Source organism: Stenotrophomonas lacuserhaii (genome assembly GCF_014836545.1).
Classification (GTDB): Bacteria; Pseudomonadota; Gammaproteobacteria; order Xanthomonadales; family Xanthomonadaceae; genus Stenotrophomonas; species Stenotrophomonas lacuserhaii.
On record NZ_JACSQS010000001.1, the window covers coordinates 153,268 to 178,286 of the forward strand.

18 protein-coding genes are annotated in these 25,019 nt (G+C 65.7%); 10 read left to right on the forward strand and 8 right to left on the reverse strand.

The window, feature by feature from the left end:
- Positions 1 to 2 precede the first annotated feature (2 nt).
- Positions 3 to 8,711: a glycoside hydrolase family 94 protein gene (locus H9654_RS00815; protein ID WP_191768263.1), complete on the reverse strand. Its 8,709-nt coding sequence runs from the start codon at positions 8,709 to 8,711 to the stop codon at positions 3 to 5.
- Between the two features lie 210 nt (positions 8,712 to 8,921).
- Here H9654_RS00815 and H9654_RS00820 point away from each other — a divergent pair, with 210 nt between their 5' ends.
- Both H9654_RS00820 and cho read left to right on the forward strand, forming a co-directional pair.
- Complete coding sequence (locus tag H9654_RS00820; RefSeq protein ID WP_191768264.1) at positions 8,922 to 9,239, forward strand: hypothetical protein; 318 nt, start codon at positions 8,922 to 8,924, stop codon at positions 9,237 to 9,239.
- 117 nt (positions 9,240 to 9,356) lie between these two features.
- Positions 9,357 to 10,217 carry an excinuclease Cho gene (cho, locus tag H9654_RS00825; protein WP_191768266.1) on the forward strand — a complete coding sequence of 287 codons (861 nt, stop codon included), beginning with the start codon at positions 9,357 to 9,359 and terminating at the stop codon, positions 10,215 to 10,217.
- A 192-nt stretch (positions 10,218 to 10,409) separates the two neighbouring features.
- Here cho and H9654_RS00830 read toward each other — a convergent pair whose 3' ends face one another.
- Complete coding sequence (locus H9654_RS00830) at positions 10,410 to 10,772, reverse strand: hypothetical protein (protein ID WP_191768268.1); 363 nt, start codon at positions 10,770 to 10,772, stop codon at positions 10,410 to 10,412.
- 168 nt (positions 10,773 to 10,940) lie between these two features.
- Between H9654_RS00830 and H9654_RS00835 the strand changes: the two genes are divergently transcribed.
- From H9654_RS00835 to H9654_RS00865, 7 genes are all read left to right on the forward strand, one after another.
- On the forward strand, positions 10,941 to 11,306 hold the full coding sequence (locus H9654_RS00835; RefSeq protein ID WP_225211776.1) for a hypothetical protein: 366 nt from the start codon (positions 10,941 to 10,943) through the stop codon (positions 11,304 to 11,306).
- A gap of 83 nt (positions 11,307 to 11,389) precedes the next feature.
- On the forward strand, positions 11,390 to 11,650 hold the full coding sequence (locus H9654_RS00840) for a hypothetical protein (protein WP_191768272.1): 261 nt from the start codon (positions 11,390 to 11,392) through the stop codon (positions 11,648 to 11,650).
- Between the two features lie 328 nt (positions 11,651 to 11,978).
- A complete protein-coding gene (locus H9654_RS00845) occupies positions 11,979 to 12,368 on the forward strand; it encodes a hypothetical protein (protein WP_191768274.1) in 390 nt (129 codons plus the stop codon).
- Positions 12,369 to 12,454: 86 nt separating this feature from the next.
- Positions 12,455 to 12,931 (forward strand): hypothetical protein, encoded by a 477-nt coding sequence (locus tag H9654_RS00850; protein WP_191768276.1) that lies wholly within the window; start codon positions 12,455 to 12,457, stop codon positions 12,929 to 12,931.
- A 12-nt stretch (positions 12,932 to 12,943) separates the two neighbouring features.
- The gene (locus tag H9654_RS00855; RefSeq protein WP_191768278.1) at positions 12,944 to 14,308 is read left to right on the forward strand and encodes a S41 family peptidase; all 1,365 of its coding nucleotides are present in this window, start codon (positions 12,944 to 12,946) and stop codon (positions 14,306 to 14,308) included.
- Positions 14,309 to 14,887: 579 nt separating this feature from the next.
- Positions 14,888 to 15,316, forward strand: coding sequence for a hypothetical protein (locus H9654_RS00860; protein ID WP_191768279.1), 429 nt, complete (start codon positions 14,888 to 14,890; stop codon positions 15,314 to 15,316).
- Positions 15,317 to 15,439: 123 nt separating this feature from the next.
- Entirely contained in the window at positions 15,440 to 16,000 is a 561-nt protein-coding gene (locus tag H9654_RS00865; protein ID WP_191768281.1) for a DUF488 domain-containing protein, read from the forward strand.
- Between the two features lie 31 nt (positions 16,001 to 16,031).
- On the opposite strand, the gene H9654_RS00870 is transcribed toward H9654_RS00865, so the two are convergent.
- On the reverse strand, positions 16,032 to 16,961 hold the full coding sequence (locus H9654_RS00870) for a LysR family transcriptional regulator (protein WP_191768283.1): 930 nt from the start codon (positions 16,959 to 16,961) through the stop codon (positions 16,032 to 16,034).
- Between the two features lie 162 nt (positions 16,962 to 17,123).
- Between H9654_RS00870 and H9654_RS00875 the strand changes: the two genes are divergently transcribed.
- Complete coding sequence (locus H9654_RS00875; protein WP_225211777.1) at positions 17,124 to 18,317, forward strand: MFS transporter; 1,194 nt, start codon at positions 17,124 to 17,126, stop codon at positions 18,315 to 18,317.
- Positions 18,318 to 18,376: 59 nt separating this feature from the next.
- Here the strand turns inward: H9654_RS00875 and H9654_RS17850 are convergent, their stop codons facing one another.
- The 5 genes from H9654_RS17850 to H9654_RS00895 form a co-directional block, all read right to left on the reverse strand.
- Positions 18,377 to 18,502, reverse strand: a complete 126-nt coding sequence (locus H9654_RS17850; RefSeq protein WP_263614943.1) for a hypothetical protein — start codon at positions 18,500 to 18,502, stop codon at positions 18,377 to 18,379.
- Positions 18,499 to 19,629, reverse strand: a complete 1,131-nt coding sequence (locus H9654_RS00880) for a PepSY-associated TM helix domain-containing protein (protein ID WP_191768285.1) — start codon at positions 19,627 to 19,629, stop codon at positions 18,499 to 18,501. The genes H9654_RS17850 and H9654_RS00880 overlap by 4 nt, the downstream gene beginning before the upstream one ends.
- Before the next feature lie 8 nt (positions 19,630 to 19,637).
- Positions 19,638 to 21,770, reverse strand: a complete 2,133-nt coding sequence (locus H9654_RS00885) for a TonB-dependent receptor (protein WP_191768287.1) — start codon at positions 21,768 to 21,770, stop codon at positions 19,638 to 19,640.
- A 125-nt stretch (positions 21,771 to 21,895) separates the two neighbouring features.
- On the reverse strand, positions 21,896 to 24,031 hold the full coding sequence (locus H9654_RS00890) for a BCCT family transporter (protein ID WP_225211779.1): 2,136 nt from the start codon (positions 24,029 to 24,031) through the stop codon (positions 21,896 to 21,898).
- A complete protein-coding gene (locus H9654_RS00895) occupies positions 23,917 to 25,017 on the reverse strand; it encodes a hypothetical protein (protein ID WP_318241097.1) in 1,101 nt (366 codons plus the stop codon). The genes H9654_RS00890 and H9654_RS00895 overlap by 115 nt, the downstream gene beginning before the upstream one ends.
- Positions 25,018 to 25,019: the final 2 nt, after the last annotated feature.

Here is a 25,019-nt window from a genome sequence, read left to right on the forward strand (position 1 = left end):
GCTCATCCCGAGGATGAACCCAGGTCGAGCGTGACGTGGTAGCAATGTCCGTCGTCGCGGAGCCGGACGGTGAGGTCCGGCTGCAAAACGCCATCCACATGCAGCGTAGGCGCACCCTGCGCAGTACGGGTCACCACGAACTCATACAGGCTGCGCCCGAAGCGGTAGCTCAGTTCGAACGACGGCCAGTGATCCGGCAGGCAAGGTTCAAGCGAAAGACGATCGCCGTCGCGACGGATGCCGAGCAGGGACTCTATCAGCAGGCGATACATCCACCCGGCCGACCCGGTGTACCACGTCCATCCGCCTCGTCCGACATGCGGCGACACGGCGTAGACATCGGCGGCCAGCACATAGGGTTCAACGCGGTAGGTCTGGACCGCCGCCGCGTCCAGTGCGTGGTTCAGGGGGTTGATCATGCCGGCCAGCTCCCAGGCACGCACTGCATCTCCCTGCTGTGCGAATGCCATCGCCGCCCACACCGCCGCGTGGGTGTACTGGCCGCCATTCTCGCGCACGCCCGGTACGTAACCCCGAATGTAGCCGGGGTCCTCGGTGGTCCGGTCGAAGGGCGGGTCGAGGAGCTGGATCAGCTTGGCGTCCTTGCGCACCAGATGCGTGTACAGCGAATCCAGCGCCTGGCTGGCACGCTCAGGCGCGGCAACGCCCGACAATACCGACCAGCTCTGGGAGATCGAATCGATGCGGCATTCCTGGTTCTGTGACGAGCCCAACGGGGCGCCGTTGTCGAACCAGGCGCGGCGATACCACGCGCCGTCCCAGGCATGCTGTTCCAGGTTCTGGCGCAGGCGTTCGGCCTGTTCTTCGCACCATTGGGCACGGGAGGCATCGCCACGGGCGTTGGCCAGCCCGATGAAGCGGCGAAGCGTGTCATGCAGGAAGAAGCCGAGCCACACACTCTCACCGCGCTGCTGGTCGCCGACGCGGTTCATGCCATCGTTCCAGTCGCCGCTGCCCATCAACGGAAGCCCACGTTCGCCGAGCAACCGGCACCCGCGCTCCAGCGCAACGACGCAGTGCGCATACAGTGTGCCGCGCTGTGCCGAAAGGGTAGGCATGTCGTAGTAGCCTTCCTCTTCGGCTGTCACCGCGCGCCCCTCGATGAAGCCGACTACTTCATCCAGCACGCTGGCGTCGCCGGTGACCTCCAGGTAGCGGCATGCGCCCTGGGGCAGCCACAGGTAATCGTCCGAGCAGCGCGTACGCACGCCTCGACCCTGCGGAGGGTGCCACCAGTGCATCACATCGCCTTCGGTGAACTGGTGTGCCGCGCAGAGCAGCAGATGTTCGCGGGTCAGGTCCGGGCGCGCGTGTACCAAAGCGAGCGCGTCCTGCAACTGGTCACGGAAGCCGAACGCCCCGCCTGACTGGTAGTAGCCACTGCGTGCCAGGTAGCGGCAGCCCAGGGTCTGGTAGACCAGCCAGCCATTGGCCAGTGCGTCCAACGCCGGGTCCGGGGTGCGTACCTGCACCGTGGCCAGTACGTTGCGCCAGTGGATGCGCACGGCGTCCAGCGCATCGATGGCTTCCTGGTTGCCCTGGCGGCTGCGTGCCAACGCCAGCGTTTCCTCGCGGTCGCGCCCCGCGCCAAGGCGGAACGTGGTTTCACTGCGCTCACCCGGCGCCAGCTCCAGCGGCACCTGGATCGCCGCGCAGGGATCCAGGCCGGCACCGGACCGTGCATCCAGGCGCTCGCGACGCAATGCCGCAGGTGCGTGCAATCCGCCGTTGCGGCCGATGAACTCCAGGCGGTCACAGGTCCAGCCACAACCCTCGGCATCGGTGTCGAAGAAGGCCATCCGGCCGCCGAACTCGGTGCTGTAACTGTTGCGCGCCAGCAGCGCCCCGGTCTGCGGGTCGCGTTCGGTAACCACGTGCATGCGTGACTTCGGGCGCAGGTCACCCATGACCCACTCAACGTAGCCGATGGCAGACAGCCGCCTTGGCCGGCCCGAGAGATTGTGCAACCGCAGGACCGAAAACTTCAGTGGCGCAGTGACATCGACGAAGACCCACAACTCGCTGGCGATGCCGTCTTCGATATGCTCGTACACCGTGTAGCCGAAGCCGTGGCGGGTACGGTAGGCACCGGTGCCCCGGCATGGCAGCGGCATCGGCGACCAGACACGGCCGCTGTCCTCGTCACGCACGTAGAAGGCTTCGCCGCCGGTGTCGGACACCGGGTCGTTGAGCCAGGGCGTCAAGCGGAATTCGTGTGCATTTTCGAACCACGTGTAGCCCGGCGCGCTCTCGCTGACGACCGTGCCCAGGCGGGCATTCGCGATCACGTTCGCCCACGGCGCCGGTGTCGGGGCGCCTTCGCGCAGCACCACGACATACTCGCGGCCGTCCTCGCTGAAACTACCGGTGCCGTTGTCGAACCGGCCGACGCCGCGATACGGAAGGAACGGCCACGGATCGTCCACCTCTTCGTCGTGCTCGACGCCCGGGGGCAGCCCGGGTTCGGGGCCCGGATCGGCGACGACGGGCAGCCCGGGCGTCGCGTCCATCGCCAGTGCCAGCTCCTGCTGCTCCGCCTGCGGCACCAGGGCCGGAATGCGCCGGACAGGTAGCGGCTGGCGTCCGACCTGCGCGGCCAGCGTGCCGTCCTCGTCGCTGATCACCACCCGTGCCACCGCCTGCAGCAGAATGCGGTCCTCATGACTCATGTTCTGCACCGGCCGCACGAAAATGCCGCCGGGGCGATCCAGCAGGCCCGTCTCCGAACTGGCGGCCACCATCCCCAGGATCTGGTCCTGCAGTTCCTGCCGATAGCCGGCCTTGCTGTCGTTCCAGATCACCAGGTCGGTGTTGAGGCCCTTCTGGCGCCAATACGCATGCGCCTGCACCAGTTGCCGGACCAGTTCCACGTTCTCCGCATCGGTGACCTTGAGCAGGACGATCGGCAGGTCGCCGGAGATGGCATGGCCCCACAGCCCGGATTGTCCTCGCTGGTTCTGCTGGAGGACGGCGGCGCCCGCGCGCAGCAGCGGATTGGCATACAGTACGTGGCTGGCCAGACGCTCGTACAGCGAGGCTTCGGCCTGGCTGGCGTTGATCTGGCGGCGCACCACCTGGCTGTGCGTCCAGGCCAAGTCGAAGACGCGGTCGGCCAGCCGGCGGTCACGGTATTTGTCTACCAAAGCCTCGCAACCAGGGCGATCGACGCCGATGCCGAACACCATGTCCAGCTGCACGGTCTGCTCGGGCTGAAGCACCACGCGGACGCGGATCGCCACGATCGGGTCGAGCACCGAACCGTCCGTGCCGGAGAGCTCGGCATCGGTGGTCAGCGCCTGCGGCGTCCGCGGCGTATTGCCACGACCGAGGAAGCGCGCACGGTCGGTTTCGTAGGAGATCGCCACAACTGCGGCGTCATGCACGGCGACCAGATGGAACATCCACGGTGGCACTTCGTCATGCGAACGGGGTCGGCGCGTGCACAGCACGGCCTGCTTGGCGGCCAGGATCTCGCTCTGCACGAAGAGGTTGCTGAAGGCCGGGTGCGCGTCGTCGGATGCGGCGGGGGCCAGCACCACTTCGGCATAGGTGGTGATCTCCACCGTGCGCTGGCGACGGCCGCGGTTGGTCAGGCGCAGGCGTCGCAGCTCGATGTCGTCCTCGGCGGAGATGGCGACCTGCAGATGGCTCTCGCAGCCGCGGCGCGCACCGCGGAACTCTGCCTTGGCGTCGGAGAAGATCGCTTCGTAGTTGTCCACCGGCACGCAGGTGGGCTGGTAGGCGGCAGACCAGAACTCGCCGCTGTCCACGTCGCGCAGGTAGCAGAACGACCCCCAGGCATCGGTGGTGCCGTCTTCGCGCCAGCGGGTGAGCGACAGGTCGCCGTGGCGGCTGTAGCCGCTGCCGGCATGGGTCAGCATGCCGTGGTAGCGCCCGTTGGAGAGCAGCTGCACTTCCGGGCGCGGGCCGCCCGGGTCGCGCAGGACGCGCAGGGAGGTCTCGTGCTCGGCCATGGCCGAATGCTCGCCCAGGGCTTCGACTTCATGCGGATGGAACAGGCCGATGCGCGGGATGCGTTCCTGCAGCAGCAGCAAGGTGGCCTGGAACTCGGTATCGGCAACGAAACGGCGCTGCATCGGCTGGTCGCGCAGCAGGTAATCCAGCGACAGCAGGCCCATGCCCTGGTGGTGGGCCATGAACGAACGCAGCAGCACGTGATCCTGCCCCGGCGGCACCCGGGCGGGGGTGTAGTCGATCGCTTCGTACATGCCAAAGCGCCCGGTGAACCCGAGACCTTCGAGTACCTGGAGGTTCTGGCACGCCGCCTCCGGTGCCACCATCAGCGCCATCATGCTGGCATAGGGAGCGATCACCCGATCCTGCCCCAGGCCGCGCTTGAGTCCCAACCCGGGCACACCGAACGCGCGGTACTGGTAGTTCAGGCGGGCATCCACCGCGTTGTAGCCGGACTCGGAGACGCCCCACGGCAGGTTCAAGGTGCGGCCGTAGACGATCTGCGCCTCCACCGCATGCCGCGCGGTCTGGTCGAGCAGCGTGTCGGGATAGCTGGGCATCACCAGCTGCGGCATGAGGTACTCGAACATCGAGCCACTCCATGACAACAGCGTCGGCGTGCCGTTGACCTCGGTGAGCATCCGGCCGAGCGCGAACCAGCTCTCCTGCGACAACTGCCCCTGGGCAATGGCGACGAAGGCGCACAGCCGCGCTTCGGACGCCAGCAGGTCGTAGAAGCTGTTGTCGAGGCGGTGGTCGTCGACGTTATAACCGATCGAGAGCAGGTTGCGGGTACGGTAAAACAGGAACCCGTATTCCATCAGCGAGAACTGCCCGGCACGGTGCGCCAGCGCCTGCAGCTGCTCGATGCGCGCGCGCGCGTCCGCACCGGCGGAACCGGGCAGGGCGGCCAACTGGCGCAGGCTGGGCACCGCTGCCTCGCCGTCCACTGCGGCATCGGCAGGCAGGTCGGCGAGTGTCGCGTGGGCGGCATGGCATTCGGCAGCGAACAGGGCCGGCCAGTGCAGCTCACCTTCCTCAGGCGCTGGCGGTGCCGGCCACTGCGCCAGCACGGCATCGGCCAGGCCGGCGAGCTCCTGCAACCGGGCGAGCAGCTGTGCCGCCCCACTCGGGTGGTCCGTACGCGTTGCCGCCAGACGCTGGCGAAGGTGGTTGAGCGCCTCGCCCAGTAGTGCGTCAGCGGGGCGATGGCGCTGCCGTTCCTCTTCCAGCACGCCGAGCGTATCGGCCAGGCCGTCGAACGTGTGTGGCGCCAGTACCGGCGCGTCCACCAGCGCGAGCAGACCTTGCCGCAGGGTAAGCAGATGGCCGGCCAGGTTGCCGCTGTCCACGGTGGAGACGTAGCGCGGCTGCAGCGGCGCCAGGGTTTCGGTGTCGTACCAGTTCAGGAAGTGGCCGCGATGGCGCGGCAACTGGTCCAGCGTATCGAAGGTGAGTGCGGTACGTTCGGCGACCGCGCCCAGCTGCAGCCAGCCGAAATCCCACGCGGACAGATTGGCCAGCAGGGACAGGCCGATGTTGGTCGGCGAGGTGCGCCGCGCCACCACCAGGGTGGGATGCTCCTGGATGTTGTCCGGTGGCAGCCAGTGATCCTGCTCGCGCACCCATGCCTGGAAGAACGACCAGGTGCGCCGCCCCAGCCGGCCCAGGAATGCCCGCTGTGTCACGGAAAGTTCGGCCACGCTTGCGGCCGGCGGCCGGCCGAGCCACGCCATCAACGCAGGGGCGAAGGTCCACGCCAACAGCAGCGGCAGGGCGACAGGAAGCGCCTGCGGAGCCAAAGTCGCCACGACCGCCGCCAGCGCAACCGCCAGCAATGATGCCGGCGCCATCACCCGCCATTCCGCGCCGCGGTCACTGCCGAGGCGGCGCTCGACTTCGCTGGACGGGTTCCATTGCAGCAGGTGGCGGCGGGTGACGGTCATGCGCCAGAGCGTGCGCAGTACCGCGCCACCGGCCAGCAACGCTTCGTAGGGCAGACACGCAACCTGGGTGGCCGCGCGCAGCAACGACTGCAGCGTGCCGCGCCCGACCATGATGTAGTGCGCTTCCAGCGGGGTGTCGTCCGGAACGCTCAGCGCATCGCGCAGCATGCCGATCAGCGGCGGCGCGAACCACAGTGCCAGCACCCATGCCGTCCACGCAGCCTGGCTTTCGGCATACAGCCAACCCGCCACCAGCAAGGCCAAGGCTGCGATCGGCACCAGGCTCCGGCGCAGGTTGTCCAGCAACTTGCCGCGCGAGAGCAGGCTGAGCCGGTTGCGTTCCCATCCCGATCCCGGGCGCGGTGTCCACGGCATCAACCAGGGCAACAGCTGCCAGTCGCCGCGGATCCAGCGCGCACGGCGCTTGGCATCGGCGGCGTAGCGTTCTGGATAGTCCTCGTACAGGCGCACGTCGCTGACCAGGCCGGCGCGTGCATAGCAGCCTTCCAGCAGATCATGGCTGAGGATGCGGTTCTCGGGCAGGCGACCCTCGAGCGCATGCTCGAAGGCTTCGACGTCATAGATGCCTTTGCCGACGAATGAGCCTTCGTCGAACAGGTCCTGGTACACATCCGAGACCATGCGCGAGTACGGATCGATGCCGGGCTCGCTGCCGAACATCCTGGCAAACCGCGAGGTGCGGCGCGTGCCCAGACTGGTGCCGACGCTGGGCTGCAGGATGCCGTAGCCCTCCACCACGCGTTGCAGGGCCGGATCGAAGCGCGGGCGGTTGAGCGGGTGCGCCAGGGTGGCGACGAAGGCGCGTGCGGCATCCCGCGGAAGTTGCGTGTCCGAATCCAGGGTGATGACGTAGCGCGCGCCGATCAGGGCCGCCACGTCACCGACGGTCTGCATGAAGGCGGTCGCATTGCCCTGGCGGAGCAGGGCATTGAGCGCTGCCAGCTTGCCGCGCTTGCGCTCGTGTCCCATCCAAACCCCTTCGCCGGGGTTCCATTGCCTGGGGCGGTGCAGCAGGTAGAAGCGATCGCCGCGCTCTGGAGCGTAGCGTCGGTTCAATTCGTCGATCCGCTCCACGGCGTGTGCAAGCAGGGCGTCGTCGGTCGGCGTCTCGGCGGCCGCAGCGTCGAGAAAATCCGTCAGCAGCACGAAGCGCAGTTGAGGATCGCGGTTGGCCAGGAAGCGGACTTCCAGCGCTTCGGTGAGGACATCAATGCCGTCGATGCTGGACAGCATCGAGGGGACTGCGACCACGGTGGAGCAGGCGGCCGGGATACCTTCGCTGAAATCGAGTTTGGGCAGCGGCCTGGGCGTGACCAGCACCGTCGCGGTCCAGTTCACCAGCACGATGCCCAGCTCGCTGAACACCAGCAGCCCGAGCAGCGCGGCCAGCCAGACCGGCGCCGCGCCACTGCCGCTGGCCAGCAGGCCCCCGGTGGCCAGCACCGCGAGCAGCGTGATCGGCAGCAGGTACAGCGACATCGGTACGCGATGCGCCAGTCGCGGTGCCTTGCGGTGGCGTGGTGCCACCTCGGCCACCGCGTCGATGGTAGCGTTCACGCCATCGCCGACCAGCCAGTAGCCCACGTGCGTGCGTGGCCCGTCGAGCGGCGCAGCCCGCGCCAGGTCCAGCGCGATGGTCGCCACGCGTTCCTCCGCGACGCGACTACCGCGGGCGATCTTTTCCACGACATGGCGATAGGCGTCGCGGGTGCCGAAATCCATCTGCGCGTAGACGCCCATGGGGTCGTCGCGCAGCCGCTGCTCGACCACGCTCATATCTTCGACAAAGGTGCGCCAATCCATCGTGGAGAGAAAGCGCAGGCTGCCGATACTGTTGCCGATGGAGACCTGGTCGGCCGCCTGCTGCTGTCCCTCGGCGGCGACCAGTTCCTCGATGCGCTGGCCCGCTGCGGCTGCCCACTGTTCCAGCCAGGCGACGGGCATGGCCCACGCGCCACCGCGCCCTTGCAGCGAGCGGGTCAGCTCGGCGATGAAGGCGCCGGTCAGAGGTGGCTGGGACCGTGCCATATCGGCCACCACCAGGACCACATCGGTAGGGGTGTCGGAGGCGGCGCGATTAAGGTTGTCCGCCCACTGCGCAGCCAGGCCGCGGTCGGTTCCGTCGCGCATCACCCGCGCCGCCATGCGCCGCAGATTCTCCAGCAGGGCCAGCCGCAGCATGATGGGAACGGCCCACAGTTCGCCCAGGCTCAGCGGAGCGAGCGACTGGTAGGAGGTGATGAAGCGGCCCAGGGTGTCGGCGTCGATGCGCCCATCGCCGTGCGCGATGGCCTGCATCGACAGTTCATACACGCGCGGCAATCCGGCCGAGGGGCCAGCGACAAGCGAAGGCAACTGCCGGCTATAACCACGGGGCAGGTGGCGTCGCGCGGTCTGGATCTGTTCTTCGATCAGGTAGTAGTTGTCGAGCAGCCATTCCCCGGCCGGGGTCACCGGCCGCTGTTCGCGCACCACGTTGCTGAGCAGCGTGTTGGCGTCTTCCAGGACGCGTTCATTGGCCTGCAGGCGGCCGAGAAGGCGCTCTGCACCGGGTCGCATCCGCACCCGATGCTGGCGCGCAAGCGAGCGTCCGTAGACCTCCATCTGTTCAACGCTGTACAGCGCGGCACGCAGTGGAACCTCGGTGGCTTCGATGGCGGGGACTGAGGCTTGGTGCTCACGCCAGCGCCAACGGACCAGACGACGCAGACGGAGCCAACGACCTAGAAGACGGCGAAAGTGGGGCATAGATTACCCATGAGGCAGGTCGCGATATGCATAGTTGCATTGCGGGTGCCGTGGTGGCTGTGAAGGCCGGCAACCGGAACACGTACATGGCTTGCCCGGCAGGCACCCTCTGTCCGCTCCAGCGCTGGGTACCAACACCGGACGACCACGTCGGCTTCGCATGTGGCAACCTCGAACCCGCAGGCTCAGCAACCCCACAGGCGCCCCCGTATGGAAACCTTGATGACCCCGGACGGCCGCTACCTCATCGTCCGAGGGCGGCTATGGCGAGCCACCAATCCTGACCTGGATGAGCAACGCAGAGACGAGTTGGTCCATGCGCTGATGGATGCACGTCGGGCCGTCAAGGCAGCCAAGGCCTCGGCAGATGGGGAGGCACTTGCCGCTGCGCGGCGGGCAGTAAACACCGCCAAGGTCGGCCTGGGCGAACGAGGCCCCGTGTGGTGGACCGACGGGTCCCCCGACCTCAACCGGCGCATGATCAGCAACACACCGTACGCCGACTGGTTCAACAGCGTGAGCGCGTGACCAACCACGATGCGGCAGGCGTTGCGCCAGTGCGTCCGTTGTCAACGGACAGGACGTCATCAAGCCACACCCGTCGATACAGCTGGCAGTCTGAATATCGCTGGTAACCTTCATTTCATGCCTTCATCTGCCGCTCAAGCACGTCGGTCAAGCCACGCATCTGAGTATCTGTATCCCGACCACCTGCGGGAGGTAGCCGCAGCGCTGCCCCGCCTGCCAGGGGTTTATACGTTTCACGGTATCGAAGGTGGCTTGCCTCTCTATATCGGCAAGAGCATCAATGTCCGTACCCGTGTAATGGATCATCTGCGCACGCGCGAAGAAGCCGCGCTCCTGCGGCAAAGCCGAAGCATCAGCTGCGTACGAACGGCGGGTGACCTGGGTGCCCGGCTGCTGGAGGCGCAACTGGTCAAGCGCCAGATGCCGCTCTACAACCGGCTGCTGCGGAAGCTTCCTCGGCAGTTCAGCCTGCGGCTTTATCGTGGCGAGGTTTCTGTGGTCAATTCGGCCGACTATGAGCTGGCCAGCGCTCCGATGCTCTACGGACTGTATTCCAGCGAACGATCAGCGTTGGAATCGCTCAGGCGCGTCGCCGACGATCAGGCGTTGTGCTACTCGCTGCTGGGTCTGGAGCGCTTGCCCAAGGGGCGCGCGTGTTTCCGTTCCATGCTGCGCCAATGCCTTGGCGCCTGCTGCGGAAAGGAGACCGCCGCTGAGCATGAGCTGCGCCTGCGTGCCGCGCTTGCGCATCTGGAGGTCACCGCGTGGCCTTACGGCGGCCGCATCGCGATCGAGGAGGCCGGGGAGGATATGACCCAGTTTCATGTTGTCGACAACTGGGCCTACCACGGCAGTGCGCCGACCCTTGCCAAAGCGCGGCGTATCAAACCAGGCGCCGAGCAGTTCGATCGTGACTCCTACAAGATTCTCCGGCATGCGCTGGACCGTGGCACAGCGGTTGTCCATCTGCTTTCCTGAAGCACTCCGCGCGGGCAATCGTGGCTGGCGGCCCCATTTACAAGCACACCAACCACCCCCTCGCCGAGCTACCCCAGGCGGGTTACCCATAACCCGCTTGTAAGCGCGACTGAACGCCGCCTGCGACGCATGCCCAAGACGCTCTGCCACCACCTCCATGGGCAGGTTCTCAGCGGGTCTGACGATTCATGTCTAGCCGTCTCGCAGGGTAACCAGGCGGCAACGCAGCGCGCCGGCCGCCGCCGCGATAGCCATGGCAGGCACCGCCAGCACCAGTGCGTATACCAGTCCGGCCAGCAACAACGGACCAAAGCCCGACACCACGGCCACTACCGGAACCTGCAGCGCCATGAGCAACAGTCCCCACAGCCACGCCCGCCGGGGAAAACAGGCGCCCAGGACTGCCGCAATGCCCAGCGCGATGGGATAGACGACCGTCCAGAACGCGGGCGCGTCCCATGGCTCGCCGCCCGGCGTCCGCCACGCCACCAGCACCCAGAATACCACGCCGACTTTCAGCGTTACCGCACTTGCTGCAAGCAAACTACCCGTCATCCGCATCGTTGGTCCCCCGCACGAATGCGCAGCATGCCACTGTCGCCGTTGACGGCGTATGACCAGCGACGCCACCAGGATGCCAGGCGCACCCCCTCCGCACCCACCTGTCGACGCATCGATTTCCGTCTCCATCCTTGAGACCAGCCCAACCTATCCTCCAGCCCCATGGACGCCCCCCAGCAAACCCTCACCCCCATGCCAGACCACTTCCACTGGAAGCCGCGCTGCCACCTCGACACGCTTCCCACCGGGCTCTTCCTCCACGGCGAGATAGTAGCCAGCATGCACCAGCGCATCGACGGCGCGTGGCTGGCTCGTCTCCATGCGGACGATGGCCTGGATACCCCGCTGGTGATGCGACGCTGCACTTCCTTCGATGCCGGCCGCAAAGGCTGCGAACTGTGGGCCCTGCGCCACGAACGTGCGCTGCGCCGCAAAGTGGCGATAAAGCTTCAATGGATCCAGGACAACGTGGTGCTGAGAGGCAGGGGGGCGCAACTGGAACGTCAGCACACAACAGGGCCCAGCTGATTCGGACGCCCAGACAAACCGGCTGCAGGCTACCCCGTCCGTAGATGATACCCACAGACAACTGCCGCCCTGGAAGGCTAGCAATGAAAGCCCTCTGGTACATCTCAACCACGATTTCACTGCTCTGCGCGGCGCTTGTCATCTGGCTCTCAGCCACCCAGGGCGCCGGCCCGAAGATGCTCGCGGCGATGCAGCTTTTCGTCCTCGGCGCATGCGCAGCCCTGGTCTGCGTCATCACCGCCGTCGCCCTGCAGGGCCGTCGCGTGGTCCCCAGCGCCGTGCTCCTTCTCGCCTACGCAGCAGCGTGCGTACTCTTCGTGCTGAGCCTCGGCAACGTCCGTTAACACCTCAGCCGCCGCGCCAAATCCGCAACTTTCCTCATGCACACGTCCGCCACACCAGCACACGATGTCCGTGCTGACCCGTAGGGCCAGCTGGGATTGGCATCCCGAACGTCGTTAGCAAAGCTTTTCCGTTGTCGCCTTCGGGTACGGCGGAGCATGCGCCCTCGTGCCATCCTTTTGGCGGACGGTGCGGGGGATCGCATGATCCGCGGGTTAACTGCTTTGTACGACGCCGGTACTTCGACCCGCACCGTCCGCCAACCCGCGCCTCGGCGCCGGTGGCCATGCCATGCGAGGTCACCCCTTGTCCGCAGAATTCAGAGCCAGCGTGCGCTTGTACGCGCTCATCGGCGAATCCGTCCACACGCTGCCCCCGCGCTTCGTCAAGAAGCTGGAAGGCATCCTGCAGGCCCACGAAAGTTCGCGGCACGCCTACCGCCCCACGGTGGCCGTACCGTCGCCGCGCCGGCGTTCGCCCAGCGACGGCTCCAACCCGGATCCACGCGCCGCCGCCGATGCCTGGCACTGCGATCTCAGATTGGTGGACCGCCAGCTGCGCGCCCTTGCCGACGTGCTGGAGATCGTCCATATGGCGCACCGCGACATACACACCTCGGTAGAGGAGGGGATATCCAGCGACAGCCTGATCGATGCCTTGCTGGGCGACGGCCGGGATAGGGTCAGGACGGCGCGTGACGCCCTGCGTGGCGTGCTTTAGGCCACCCGCCAAGTACCGCTACAATCGCGCACAGCCCGCAGCAAGCGGGCACGCCCGATCTACATCACCCCATGAGCAGGATGCACATGCGCAGATCCGTCTACACCTTCACCGAAACCCCGCACGTCATCGTCGGCCTCGGCGCCGCCCTCGTGGCGACTATTCTGGTCATCACCATCGCCAAGGGCTTCATGCTCTGGTTTGGCGCTGCGATCGCGGTGGGCTCCGCGCTTGCCGCGCTCCGCTCCCTGGGCGCAACGATCCTCGTCACCGGCGATTCGCTGACCCGGCGCTCGCCGTTCGGCGAGGTCCGCATCATGTGGCGCGACCTGGATGGCGTGGAAGTCGGCCCCGGTTGCAGGACGCTCCTGTTCCGTGCAGGCGACAAGCAGGTATGGATGCGCCGACCCGCCGAATCGGTAGCGGCGTGGTTCAAGGCATTCCACGACCAGGAGGTGGAGGAGGATGCGCTGGACCAGTTGTTGTACATGGCCGACGTGAAGCGTGTTTCTGCAGAGAAGCGCTGGCTGACGCCGCTTCGTGTTTCGCGTGGTCACGAGTGAGCGGAGGTCTTCATGAGGCATGTGTCCACGGCGCTGGTATTTTTGATTTGCTGCATTGTTGCAGGCTGCAATCTTGCCGGGCTTCCGCCTTTGGGTTGGAGCACCAGAGAGGAAGGAACGCAGGACTGTCGCTTCGACCATCAGGGTGACCCTTTGGTTGGACAGAACGCCTCGGTTCTCATCGAGGCCAAGCGCGGTTCAACGTGCCGAGTGATATACGTGCTGAAGAGTCAAGACTACGGCTCCAAGACACTCAAGCTGTCGGCGCGGCATCTGACCGCAGAGGGAGCCTCCTCGGTTCAATTGCGCGCTTTCGACGGAAAGAAAACGGTCGGGCGTGCAACGCGACGATTCGAGGGCGGGGCACCCAGCTCTGAAGCACTGATCCAGATAGAGCTGCCGAGGTCTTATGATCTAGTCGTGGTTTCCTTTGTCGCCGAGAATGAAGCCCGACTCGAGGTGAAGGGGCTGACGGTGGAATCGGCTGAATCCAAGAGCGCTGGGCAAGCGCAGGCTCAGGCGATATATGCCGAGGCGGCAGGCCTCATCAAGACCCATGCTCTGGCTTACGAGGCGCTTGGCCCAGAGCGCATCGAGGCGGGTCGGCCAGCCCCCGATGCCACGCTTTGGCAAGCGCGCTCGGCCATCAAAACCCTTCTGCGGGATTTGGGGGACGGCCATAGTTTCCTGATCTCGCCAGGTGGCCTGCAGGAGGCGGAGAGGATATCCAAAGCGGAAGTGGAGCACGCAACCTGGCGCATGTTTCGTCCAGGGATCGCGGTTATCCACGTGCCGATGTTCCGCGGAACGGACGATGAGCTTGAACGCGTCTTTGCGAACAGCATCCGGGAAGCTCTCGCGAAAGGACTGGAGGCGGGGGCCAGGGCGTGGATTGTTGACCTCAGTGGGAACAGGGGCGGAAACATGTGGCCGATGCTGTACGGCCTATCGCCCCTGCTGGGTACGGAGGGGGTGGGTAGCTTCCGCTATAGAGATGGCTCTTCCAGCCCTTGGACTCTCAAAAGCCACGAAGGGATTGTCGAGGTGCGAGACCTGGGAAATGTGCCGGTCGCGGTGGTGACTTCTGGGCGAACTGCCAGCTCCGGGGAAGCCGTTGCGGTGGCTTTCCGTGGCCGGCCTCTTACACGCACTTTCGGCGGTGCCACGTCTGGCTACTCTACGTCCAACACAACATACAAGCTTGCAGATGGATCCAGACTCTATCTCACCACGGCTGTATTTGAGGATCGGAACGGCAATCGCTATGGCGGCAAACTTGCCCCGGATCAGGTCGTTCAGGGCATAGGTCCTGAAGCATCAATCGGTGCAGCTGCTGAGTGGTTGGAAGCGTGTTTGCGTAATGAATGTAATGAGTAGAGCGGTCGAATGGTTCGCGGCCGGTCAGGCGTCAAGGGCTAACTGAGACGGGGTTAAAGCTGGCTTACGCGCTTCATGCTTCGTGGTCACGGGTGAGCGGAGGCAGGCCGTCAGCGGAATATCGATGGTGGTCAACGCTGGGATCTTCTTGGGGTTGTGGACGCGAGCGACGTCTATGAGCTGATCCGGGATCTGGCCATGTTTGGCCGCAGGGATATCGAAAGGCCCAGCTCGCGCTCGAGCCTTTCGACTGCAGCCTGTAGCTCCTCCGCCTGCCGCGAGAATCTTCCATTCCATATAGGTGCCCGCATCCCTGTAGGTGACCTGGGGGCATCTTCAACGCCATGAAGCAGGTAGGCTAGCAGTTAAGCTAATCATCAGAATGGTCAATCCGGACTATCCAGGAGCATTCAACCCATGCAAGCATGCTGCTCGGCGCGCCTTCTGCTGATTTTCTGCACCGCACTGTCAGTGGGCTGTTCGCAGGATCGGCCATATCCTGGGGCCGCTGGAGACCGGGCGGATGGACGGCTGCACGATGATCCTGCATGCGCAGGGTCCTCTATCGAGCGGGACCTTGTGACCGCTGTGATTCCACTTCGCCTCGCGGCCCAAGAACGATATGCAGGCAGGCGGATTGTCTGCGAACCGTTGAAGGTAGTGGTGCTGTTGAAGGGGGACGCGCCCCTTCAGGGCCGAGTGATCCAGACAGCGCGAGGTCCTGCCGAAGTCACCTATGACGCTGGATACCGTTATTCCGTTCGCGATATGCAGAAGTTGGCGGATGGAGAGTTCATGGCCAAATGGTTCCCTGACGCCAGAGGGATTTACACCGACACAACCTATGGCCGTGTGGTTGTTCTCGTGAACGCGCCTTCGACCATGAAGGCCTATCAGGATCGGGCCGCTGAGGCCGAAGCAGAACTGGACTTGCCGATTATCGTCATGGCCATTGGCGAGGCCAGACAAGCGACGCCTGCCGTGGTCGAGCTGGAGGACCTGGAATGACGAAACCCAATCTACCTACCGCCGCCGCACTGGGTGTCCTCGTAATCGCATCGTTCCAGGTTCGCGCAGCAGCCCCATGCCCTGACCACGCGCCTTTTATGCGCACCCCTGTCTAATGGTTCCATGCCGTCCAATCTGCCTGCCCCGCACCCGCTGACGCTGTGGACCATCGGCCACTCCACCCGGCCTTGGGACACGTTCCTGCAGCTGCTGACCGCGCACGGAATATCGGCCATCGCGGACGTGCGCCGCTTCCCGGGTTCGCGTCGCCACCCTTGGTTTGCTTCGGAGCAGATGGCAGACACGCTGCCAAACCTCGGCGTGACCTATCAGTGGATTCCCGAACTGGGCGGGCGTCGCAGGGTGCAGCCGGAATCGCCCAACGGCGCGTGGGATAACGCGGCCTTTCAGGGCTATGCCGACCATATGACGTCTGCCGAATTTGCCAGCGGGCTGGAGAAAGTCCTCGCACTGGCGGGTACGCACCGGACGGCGCTGATGTGCGCGGAGGCGCCCTGGTGGCGTTGCCATCGGCGCCTGATCTCCGACCTGCTGACGCACCGCGGTAATCAGGTGCTACACATCGTGTCCGGTGCGGAACCGGAGCCGCATCCGCTGAATCCGATGGCGCAGGCGATGGGGCAGGACCTGATTTATCCGCCCGCGCAGGCCACTTTGTTCTGAGTCCGCCCGCGTCCCGGGGCCATGACCGACCTTATCGCCGTCGCCGCCGTTCGGATCCGGGCGCCTTCCCCTCCGTTGTGGGAAACACCCGCGCGGACAGGAAATCGACCAGCGCCCGGATCTTGGGCGAGGGATGCTTGCTTGCTGGCCACAGCACGTGGAAAACCCCGCTGCGCTGCACGTAGTCGGCGAGGACCGGCAGCAGCCGGCCATCATCCAGCGGCTCGCGGATGGCGAAGTCGGGAAGGTAGGCGATTCCCAGGCCCTGGAGCGCAAAACAGACGCGTGTCTCGATGTTGTTGCAGATCATCGAGGTTGGCAGTTGCAGCTCGGGTTCGCCGGGCTTCTGGCGCAGCGCCCAGGCCTCCAGCTTGCCGCTGTTCGGAAAGCGGAAGTGCAGGCAGGCGTGTTGCTGCAGGTCGACCGGCAGCGCGGGCGTCCCGCGTCGCGCCAGATACGCAGGCGAGGCGACCAGTCGCATCTGGAAGGCGCCCAAGCGACGGGCGGACAGCCGTGAATCGGCAGGTTCGCCCGTGCGGACCACGGCGTCGAAACCTTCTTCGATCACATCCACCATGCGGTCGGTGAAATCCAGGTCCAGTTCGATCTCCGGATACGCCTGCATGAACTCGCCGAGCACCGGCAGCACCAGTGAACTGACCAGCGGCAGGCTGACCCGCAGGCGTCCCCGCGGTGCGGCGGTCGCCTGCGATAGTTCCATTTCAGCGGCTTCGATTTCTGCCAGGATGCGCCGGCTGCGCTCCAGGAACAGGGCGCCCTCGGACGTCAACGTGACGCTGCGCGTGCTGCGGTGGAACAAGCGCACGCCCAGCTTTTCTTCCAGCCGCGCCACGCTCTTGCCGACGGCGGAGGCCGATACGCCGAGCAGCCGCCCGGCGGCGACGAAACTCCGGGTTTCGGCTACCTGCACGAACACGACGAAGCCACCCAGGCTGTCCATGATCCAGTCCCCTCATTGCGGACAGGATGTTCCGCGCATCGAGGAACTGTAGCCCACTTTTTCTTTAATCGTCGGGTTCCTATCGTTGTGGCCTGCCCATCACAGCGAGTTGAACAGCATGACGCGTCTCCCAGTTTTCCCGCACATCGGCGGGGTTCACCGATGAGTGCGCCCACGGCAAGGATGGCGGCCGCCGCGGAGCGTCGGCTGCCGCTGGCGTCGCTGCTTGCGCTGGCAATGGCGGCTTTCATCACCATCCTGACCGAGGCGCTGCCGGCCGGTCTGCTGCCGCAGATGGCGCAGAGCCTGGCAGTGTCCGAGGCATGGGTTGGGCAGACCGTCACGATCTATGCCATCGGGTCACTGATGGCGGCAATCCCGTTGACCGCCGCCACGCAGGGCCTGCGTCGCCGCCCGCTGCTGTTGGCGGCTCTTGCGGGCTTCGTGCTGGCCAACACGGTGACCACACTCTCCACCAGTTACGTCCTGACCATGACGGCGCGCTTCCTGGCGGGGGTGTCGGCTGGCGTGTTGTGGGCGCTGCTGGCCGGCTATGCGGCGCGCATGGTGCCCGAACACCAGAAGGGCCGTGCCATTGCCGTCGCGATGGTTGGCACACCGCTGGCGCTGTCGCTGGGGGTGCCTGCCGGCACGTTCTTTGGCAACCTGGTGGGTTGGCGGGTGTGCTTTGGCATCATGAGCGGACTGGCGTTGGTACTGATGCTGTGGGCGCGCATCAAGCTGCCGGATTTCGCGGGGCAGGCCGCGGGCAGGGCGCTGTCGCTGCGGCAGGTATTCACCTTGCCCGGCGTGCGCCCGGTGCTGGTCGCGGTGCTCGCCTTCGTGTTGGCCCACAACGTGCTCTACACCTATATCGCGCCGTTCCTGTCAGCGGCTGGCATGGCGCAGCGCACCGACGCGGTGCTGCTGGTGTTCGGCGTTGCATCGTTGTTGGGCATCTGGATTGTCGGCGTACTGATTGATCGTCGCCTGCGCGCAATGACACTGGGCAGCATCGCAGTGTTCGCGATGGCCGCCTTGGCACTCGGTGTGGCTCGTGATGTACCCGGCGTGGTGTATGTGGCCGTGGCCGCGTGGGGCGTGGCGTTCGGGGGTTCGGCGACGCTGTTCCAGACCGCGCTGGCCAACGTGGCAGGCAGTGCCGCCGATGTCGCGCAGTCGATGTTGGTCACGGCCTGGAACCTGGCGATTGCCGGGGGAGCCATCGTCGGGGGCGTGCTGCTTGAACGCTTGGGTGCAGGTGCTTTCGCCCCCGCCTTGATCGCACTTCTGGCGCTTGCGCTCGGGGTGGTGTGGGCGGCCAGGCGGCATGGTTTCCCGGCACCGGCACGCTAGGCCGTTTCACCGGCCTGCGCACCCATGGCGTGGAAGCGCGGGCAGCGCCTGCGTCGCTGCTATTTCATGGCTTCCAATGGCACCAGCGACGCCCATACCAGCAGCAGCACCAGCCACAGCCAGCGCCAACGGCCCATTCCGTGCCATGCCGCGCGCCAAGGCCCGGGCAGATTTTCGTGACTCACGCTGGCCTCCTCTTTGCCGCCGATCGCAGCGAATCCACGGTGCGCAGTCCATACAGATACACGCCGGTAAAGCACAATCCGGTCAGCAGGGTGCCGGCCAGCAACCAGAGCAGCCGGATGGGCCACCCACCGAAGTTGCCGAAGTGCAGGGGGTCGGCCATTTCGGCGATGCGCTGATGGACGCTCAGCGCACGGCCGTCATGCCGGCCCATCACTTGCCCGCTACGCAGGTCGACGGCGATGTTGTTGGCCCGCTCGCGTACCAGCCACGCGTCGGCTTCGCCCATGAAGAGGATGCTGCCGCCATCGCGTGCGGGGATGGCCGCGAGGATATCCAGGGCGGGCCATTGCTGGCGGACGCTCTGCACTGCCGTGTCGACGGCAGCCGGGTCTACGGGGGCAACCCGGTCGCCGCCCTCGGCCAGTTGCAGGGTGGGCGCGGCCGGTGCATCGCCGCCGAGCGATTCCACCAGATACCACGCCCCGGTCAAGCCGATCAGCAGCAGGAACCAGAGCGACCACACACCGGCCAGGCGATGCACATCGCCCCACAGGCGGCGCGGTCGCGACGCGTTGGGCCATTTCAGGAATCCGCGCCACCACTTCTTGTAGATGTAGAGACTGCTGAGCAGCGAGAGCAGCAGGGGAATGGACAACGCCGCCACCAGCGGCACGCCCCAGGCCACCGGCAGCATCAGGTGGCGGTGGGTGTTGCGCAGCAGCCGTTGCGTATTGAACCAGCCGGTGTCGCCGGTCACCCGCGCGGTATACGGGTTGACCCAGACGAAGCGGCGCTTTCCGTCAGGCAGCCGCATCTGCGCACGTGCGGCGAACAGACGGGTGTGGCCGGCGGTGATGCCTTCCAGCTCCCAGTCCGGATGTGCCGCCTGCGCGGCATGGATGACCGCGCCCCAGCTGGCCTGCTCACCCCCGTCGGCCACGCGCATGGGGGCGTGCAGCAACCAGTCGATCTCCTGGGAGAACACCGCCAGCGTGCCGGTGAGGCAGACAAAGCCCATGAACAGGCAGAGCTTCAGGCCCAGCCAACTGTGCAGGTCGAACCACAGCCGCCGGCCACTGCCGGCGCGTGCCGGGCGGGTGGGGGGCGCTGGCGAAGGCTGGCGCATGGGCGGGCTCAGAACGCGTAAGCGGCTTGCACGTACACCCGGCGCGGCTCACCCGGGAAGTGGCCGGTGCGTGCGGTGAAACCACTGGCAGCGTAGACCTTGTCGAACAGGTTCTTGACGTTGGCCTGGAACTGCCACTGCTGCCACTGCGTCTTCCAGCTCATGTCGAACACGGTGTACGGCTTTACCCGTTGGCCATCCAGGCTGACGCGCTCATCCACATAATCGGCGCCGAAGCCGATGGCGGAGTTGATCGCCGGCAGCTCGTAGCGGGTCCACAGGCCGAGTTTGTTCTGCGGGGCATTGGCGAAGCGGTCGCCGGAGGCATTGGTGATGCCGTCGCTGCCGGCATCCTTCACCCGGGCATCGTTGTAGGCGTAGGTCAGGTTGAGCACCCAGCGTTCGGTCACATCCGCCAGCAGGTCCAGCTCCATGCCGGTGCTGCGCACCAGGCCCAAGGCAGCCAGCTGGTTCACGCCATCGACGATCTCGCCGGTGGCCTGCACGATATTGCTGCGGTCGATCCGATAAGCGGCCAGGTTCAAGGTCACGCGCTCGGCCAGCAGGGATTTCAGGCCTACTTCCCACTGCCTGCTGCGCTCGGCGTCGAACGGGCCGCCCGCTTCGGCGCTCTGGTTGGCGACGTTTTGGGGCATGAACCCGCTGGCGATGTTGGCGTAGACATTGATGCCTTCGCGCACGGTGTAGGTACTGCCCAGCCGCCAGCTGATGTCGTTGCCATCCACGGTAGTGCCGGCGATGCGGTCGTTGTCCTTGAAACCGTCCCAGCGCAGCCCGGCCAGCACGTGCCAGCGCGGGGTCAGCGCCAGTTCGTCCTGCAGGTAGCCGCCATAGCGCTTGCTGCGCGTGCTGGTGCTGCGCCAGGGCAGGGCGGCCAGGTTGTAGTCGCGCCACGAGCTGGCGCCATACACCGGGTTGAACAGGTCGATGCCGGGCACCGGGCCGGCACCCCGCGCCAGGTCGGCGCTGTTGGCCGTCTGTGCGGTGAAGTCGGCATCCTGCTGGTAGACATCAGCGCCGAACAGCAGCTTGTGCCCGATGCTGCCGGTATTGAAGCGCCACACCGCGTTGCCGTTGGCGGTAAACGCGTCGTTATCGCGGATCTGGTTGCGCAGCTGGCGGGTCATCCATTCGGGCACGCCGTCGCGGTTGCGGTCGATCAGGCCCATCGGCTCGTGGTAGATCTGATGCTCGTTGTTCTCGAACCAGCGTGCGCCAAAGTCGACGTCCAGGTTGCTGCCGGGCGAGAAGCGGTACTGCGCCAGCGCCACCTTGGCACGCATATCCAGGAAGTCGCTGGCTTCGTTATGGTTCCATCGCCGGTCGGTCAGGAAACTGCCGTTGTCGTCCACCGGCACGCCGCGCAGGCGGTTGCCGCCCAGGTTCTGGGTGATGTCGGTGAACTGCAGGGTCAACTCGCCGGTGTCGCCCACGTCGAAGGCCAGCGACGCGTCGCCGATCACGCTCTCGCTGTCCGCGTTCCAGCGCACGCCCTGTTCGGTGTCGCCATACAGCCCGGCGCGGTAGCGCACGCTGCCCGCGGCGTTCACGGGCCCGGTGGCCTCGAACGATGCGGCCCTGAAATCGTTGTTGCCGGCCTGCAATTCGATGCGGCGCTCGGCCGTGGCTTTGGGCTTGCGCGTTACGTAGTTGATGACACCGCCGGCGTCGCCGCCGCCATACAGCGCGCCGGCCGGGCCCTTCAGCACTTCCACGCGGTCGATGTTGAACAGTTGCGGTACCGAAAACCCGGCATAGGGGTCGCCGCGCATGCCGTCGTACAGCACGTTTTCCTGGCGGAAGCCGCGCAGGGTGACGCCGGCGTAGCTGAAGAAACTGATGCCGCTGATGCTGCGGTAGAGATCGGTGATCTGGCGCGCAGCCTGGTCTTCAATCAGCTCGCGCGGCACCACCTGGATGGACTGCGGCACCAGCGCCAGCGGGGTATCGGTGCGCGTGCCCACCGTCGCATCGTCCACCCGGTACAGGGTCTGCGCCCGGCCATGCACCTGCACGGCATCCAGCTGTTGCATATCAACGGAGGAGGGCGGCGCTGCGTGGGCCGAGGCACAGGCGAGGGTCAGGCCCAGGAGGGAGAGAGAAGGCGTCGGGCAGGTCATCGCGGGCCGAAATGCGGGTGAGAATGAGAAAGATTAGCATGTGGCGCGGATGGATGATCGTGCCGTAGAGCAGGTGCGGCGGTCAAAGAGGCCGGCCAGCCCGGGCAGGCTGGCCGGCATTGCCATCAGCGGACGTGATCCAGGAACTGGCGGTGACGCTCGTACTGGTCCAGCACGTCGTGGATCACCTGGACTTTGGGCCATCCCATGACGTCGTAGTCCTGGCCGCCTTCGCGCAGGTACACCTCCGCCCGGTAGTGGCGGGTGCCCTCACTGGCGGGACGGCGGGGATCCTGCAGGGCAAACGTAGGCGCTTCGTAAGGCTGGGGGCGCACGGAATAGAAGAAGTCCATTTCCTCACCATGGCCTACGCGCAGCCATGCCCGGCCATCGTCGCCTGCGGTCACCTCGACCGGCAGATCCTGCTTGCGCAGCTCCACGGCGACCTCCTGCAGCGCGGGCAGCACATGGTCCCTGATGAACCCGACCACCTCGATCTTGACGGGGTTGTGCGCAAGCAGCTTCAGCCTGGCCCGCCAATCGCCACTGGTGCCCGGCAGCATGCGCGCCTCACGCAGGATCGAGCGCTTGGTCGCGTCCAGGTGCATGGCCTTGAGCAGGCCCCAGCACATCAGAATCATGACCACGGTGAAGGGAAGGGCGCTGGCGATGGTGGCGGCCTGGAGTGATTCGAGACCGCCGGCGATCAACAGGGCAACCGCGATGGCGCCGACCAGCAGTGCCCAGAAAATCCGCTGCCAGACCGGAGATTCTTCTTCACCCTTGGATGTCAGCATGTCGATCACCAGCGCGCCGGAGTCGGCCGAGGTGACGAAGAACAGCGCCACCAGCACCACGGCAAGCGAGGAGGTGATCATCGTCAACGGCAGGTGGCGCAGGAACTCGAACAGCGCCATCGAGCTGTCGTTGGATACGGCTGAGACGAGCGCTTGGACCCCATCGGACCGGACCATGAACAAGGCCGAGTTTCCGTAGATGGTCATCCACAGGAACGTGAAACCAAGCGGCACCAGCAACACGCCGACGACGAATTCGCGCACCGTCCGGCCGCGGGAAATGCGCGCGATGAACATGCCGACGAACGGCGACCAGGCGATCCACCAGCCCCAGTAGAACAGCGTCCAGCCGCCCAGCCAGCCACTCGGCTCATACGCGTACAGGTTGAACGTCATGGAGAAGAGCTGGGATGCATACATGCCCGTGTTCTGGACGAATGCCTGCATCAGATGCACCGTGGGGCCGCAGACCAGCACGAACGCCAGTAGTGCCACGGCCATGATCATGTTGATCTCGGACAGGCGGCGCACGCCGCTGTCCAGGCCTGCAACCACCGATCCGGTCGCCACCAGGATGATCACGCCGATCAGCGACACCTGCACCAGGGTGCTGATTTCCAGGCCGAAAAGATAATTCAGACCCGAATTGATCTGCATGACCCCGAGGCCGAGCGAGGTGGCAAGGCCGAAGATGGTGCCAAGGGCTGCAAAGGTGTCCACTGCGTGGCCGATGGGACCATGGATACGGTCACCGATCAGTGGATAGAGTGCCGAGCGCACCCGCAGCGGGAGATTGTGCCGATACGCGAAGTAGGCGAGCGCCAACGCAACGACCGCGTAGATGGCCCAGGCGTGCACCCCCCAGTGGAAGAAGGTGATGCGCATGGCCTGGCGGGCTGCCTCGGCAGACTCGGCCGTGCCCGTCGGCGGGGTGGCGTAATGCATGATCGGCTCGGCCACGCCGAAGAACATCAGGCCGATGCCCATGCCTGCGGCGAAAAGCATGGCGAACCACGACGCGTAGCTGTAGTCGGGGCGGCTGTGATCGGGGCCCAGCTTGATGCGCCCATAACCGCTGATGGCCACGCCTACGACGAAGACAAGGAAGCCGGCGACGGACAGGATCGTGAACCAGCCTGCGTCGTTGGCGGTCCAGTTCTTGGCCGCGGTGAACCAGGTGGTGGCCTGTTCCGGGACGAAAATGGACAGCGCCACGAGGAGCAGGACGATGGCCGCGGTAGGGATGAACACCTGCGGCAGGATGCGCTGGCGGACAGGAGTGGATGGCGGAGCTGGGCTCTGCATGGAATCCTCCGGTTGATGCGATGGAGCAGGAGAGCGGAGTGCTCTTAGAAATAGAACCCGATGTTGAGGTTCAGCCGGCTGTGCCAGCGGGAGGGTCCGCCGTCGTCGATGCCGATGCCGTCGCCGCCTGCGAACCACATGTTCTTGCCGGCGATCCAATCCACGTAGGTCAGCATGATTCCCTTCTGCAGGCTGCATCCGGTGACGTTCTGCCAGGACTCCCTGACGCCCGCGCGGCGACCGACCGGCCGCGTCATGCTCAGGTTGTTGTAGCAGGTGATGTCATCGAGCCAGCGCCGGGCGCCGAAGGAATAGGCAACGTTGGCACTGGGCACGTCGGCTTCGGAGGCGATCTCGAAGGGGGCGAGGAAGGCTGACATCGCAATCCGGTCGCCCGGGACGCTGTAACGGTAGCGGGCCCACTGGAGCTGGGTGGTCCAACCCTCCAGTTTCCACTGGGCGTGCAATGCCGCGCCGTGGTGCCCGTGGTGGCGGCCGGTGGCGGTGTCCTGGATGCGACCGCTGAATGCCGATGCGCCGAGCAGCAGTTCGCCCTCGTTCAACACGCCAGTATGTTCGTACCGGACGTGGACGCGGCCGCGCTCGCGGTAGGGCAGCTCGGGTGTCTGCGCCACATCGAACGAGTAGCGGTCATAGCGCGATCCGCTTCCGTACTCATCGCCTGAGAACCAGCCCGCCGTCCAGTGGTGGTCGCCCTGTTCATGGCTGAATGTGACGCCCGGATCGTAGTCGTCCTCGATCCCGAGGTAATAGCCCGAGCCAAACCAGAAGCTCTGCGAAACGGTGGGTAGCAGGCCAAAGGGAACCTGTTGGATACCTGCCTTGAGTTGCGTGGTCTCGCTGAAATTCCAGCCCGCGTAGGCGTGATGGACGGCATCGAACCCGTCATACCAGCGATATTGGGCAGAGAAGAAGAGCGGGCCGGCACCGGCTTCGATATCTGCGCGGAGCAGCTCCAGCTGCAGCCGGCTGGTGGGCCCGTAGTCGAGCCAGCCGTAGTTGAAGCGCACCGCACCGCCGATGTCGACAAACGGATCGACCTGTCCGCCGCGCGCTTCCTGAGCGTGTACTGCATGCGTGGCCGTTGCCGCCGCACACAGAAAAACGAGGGGAAATACTTTCACGA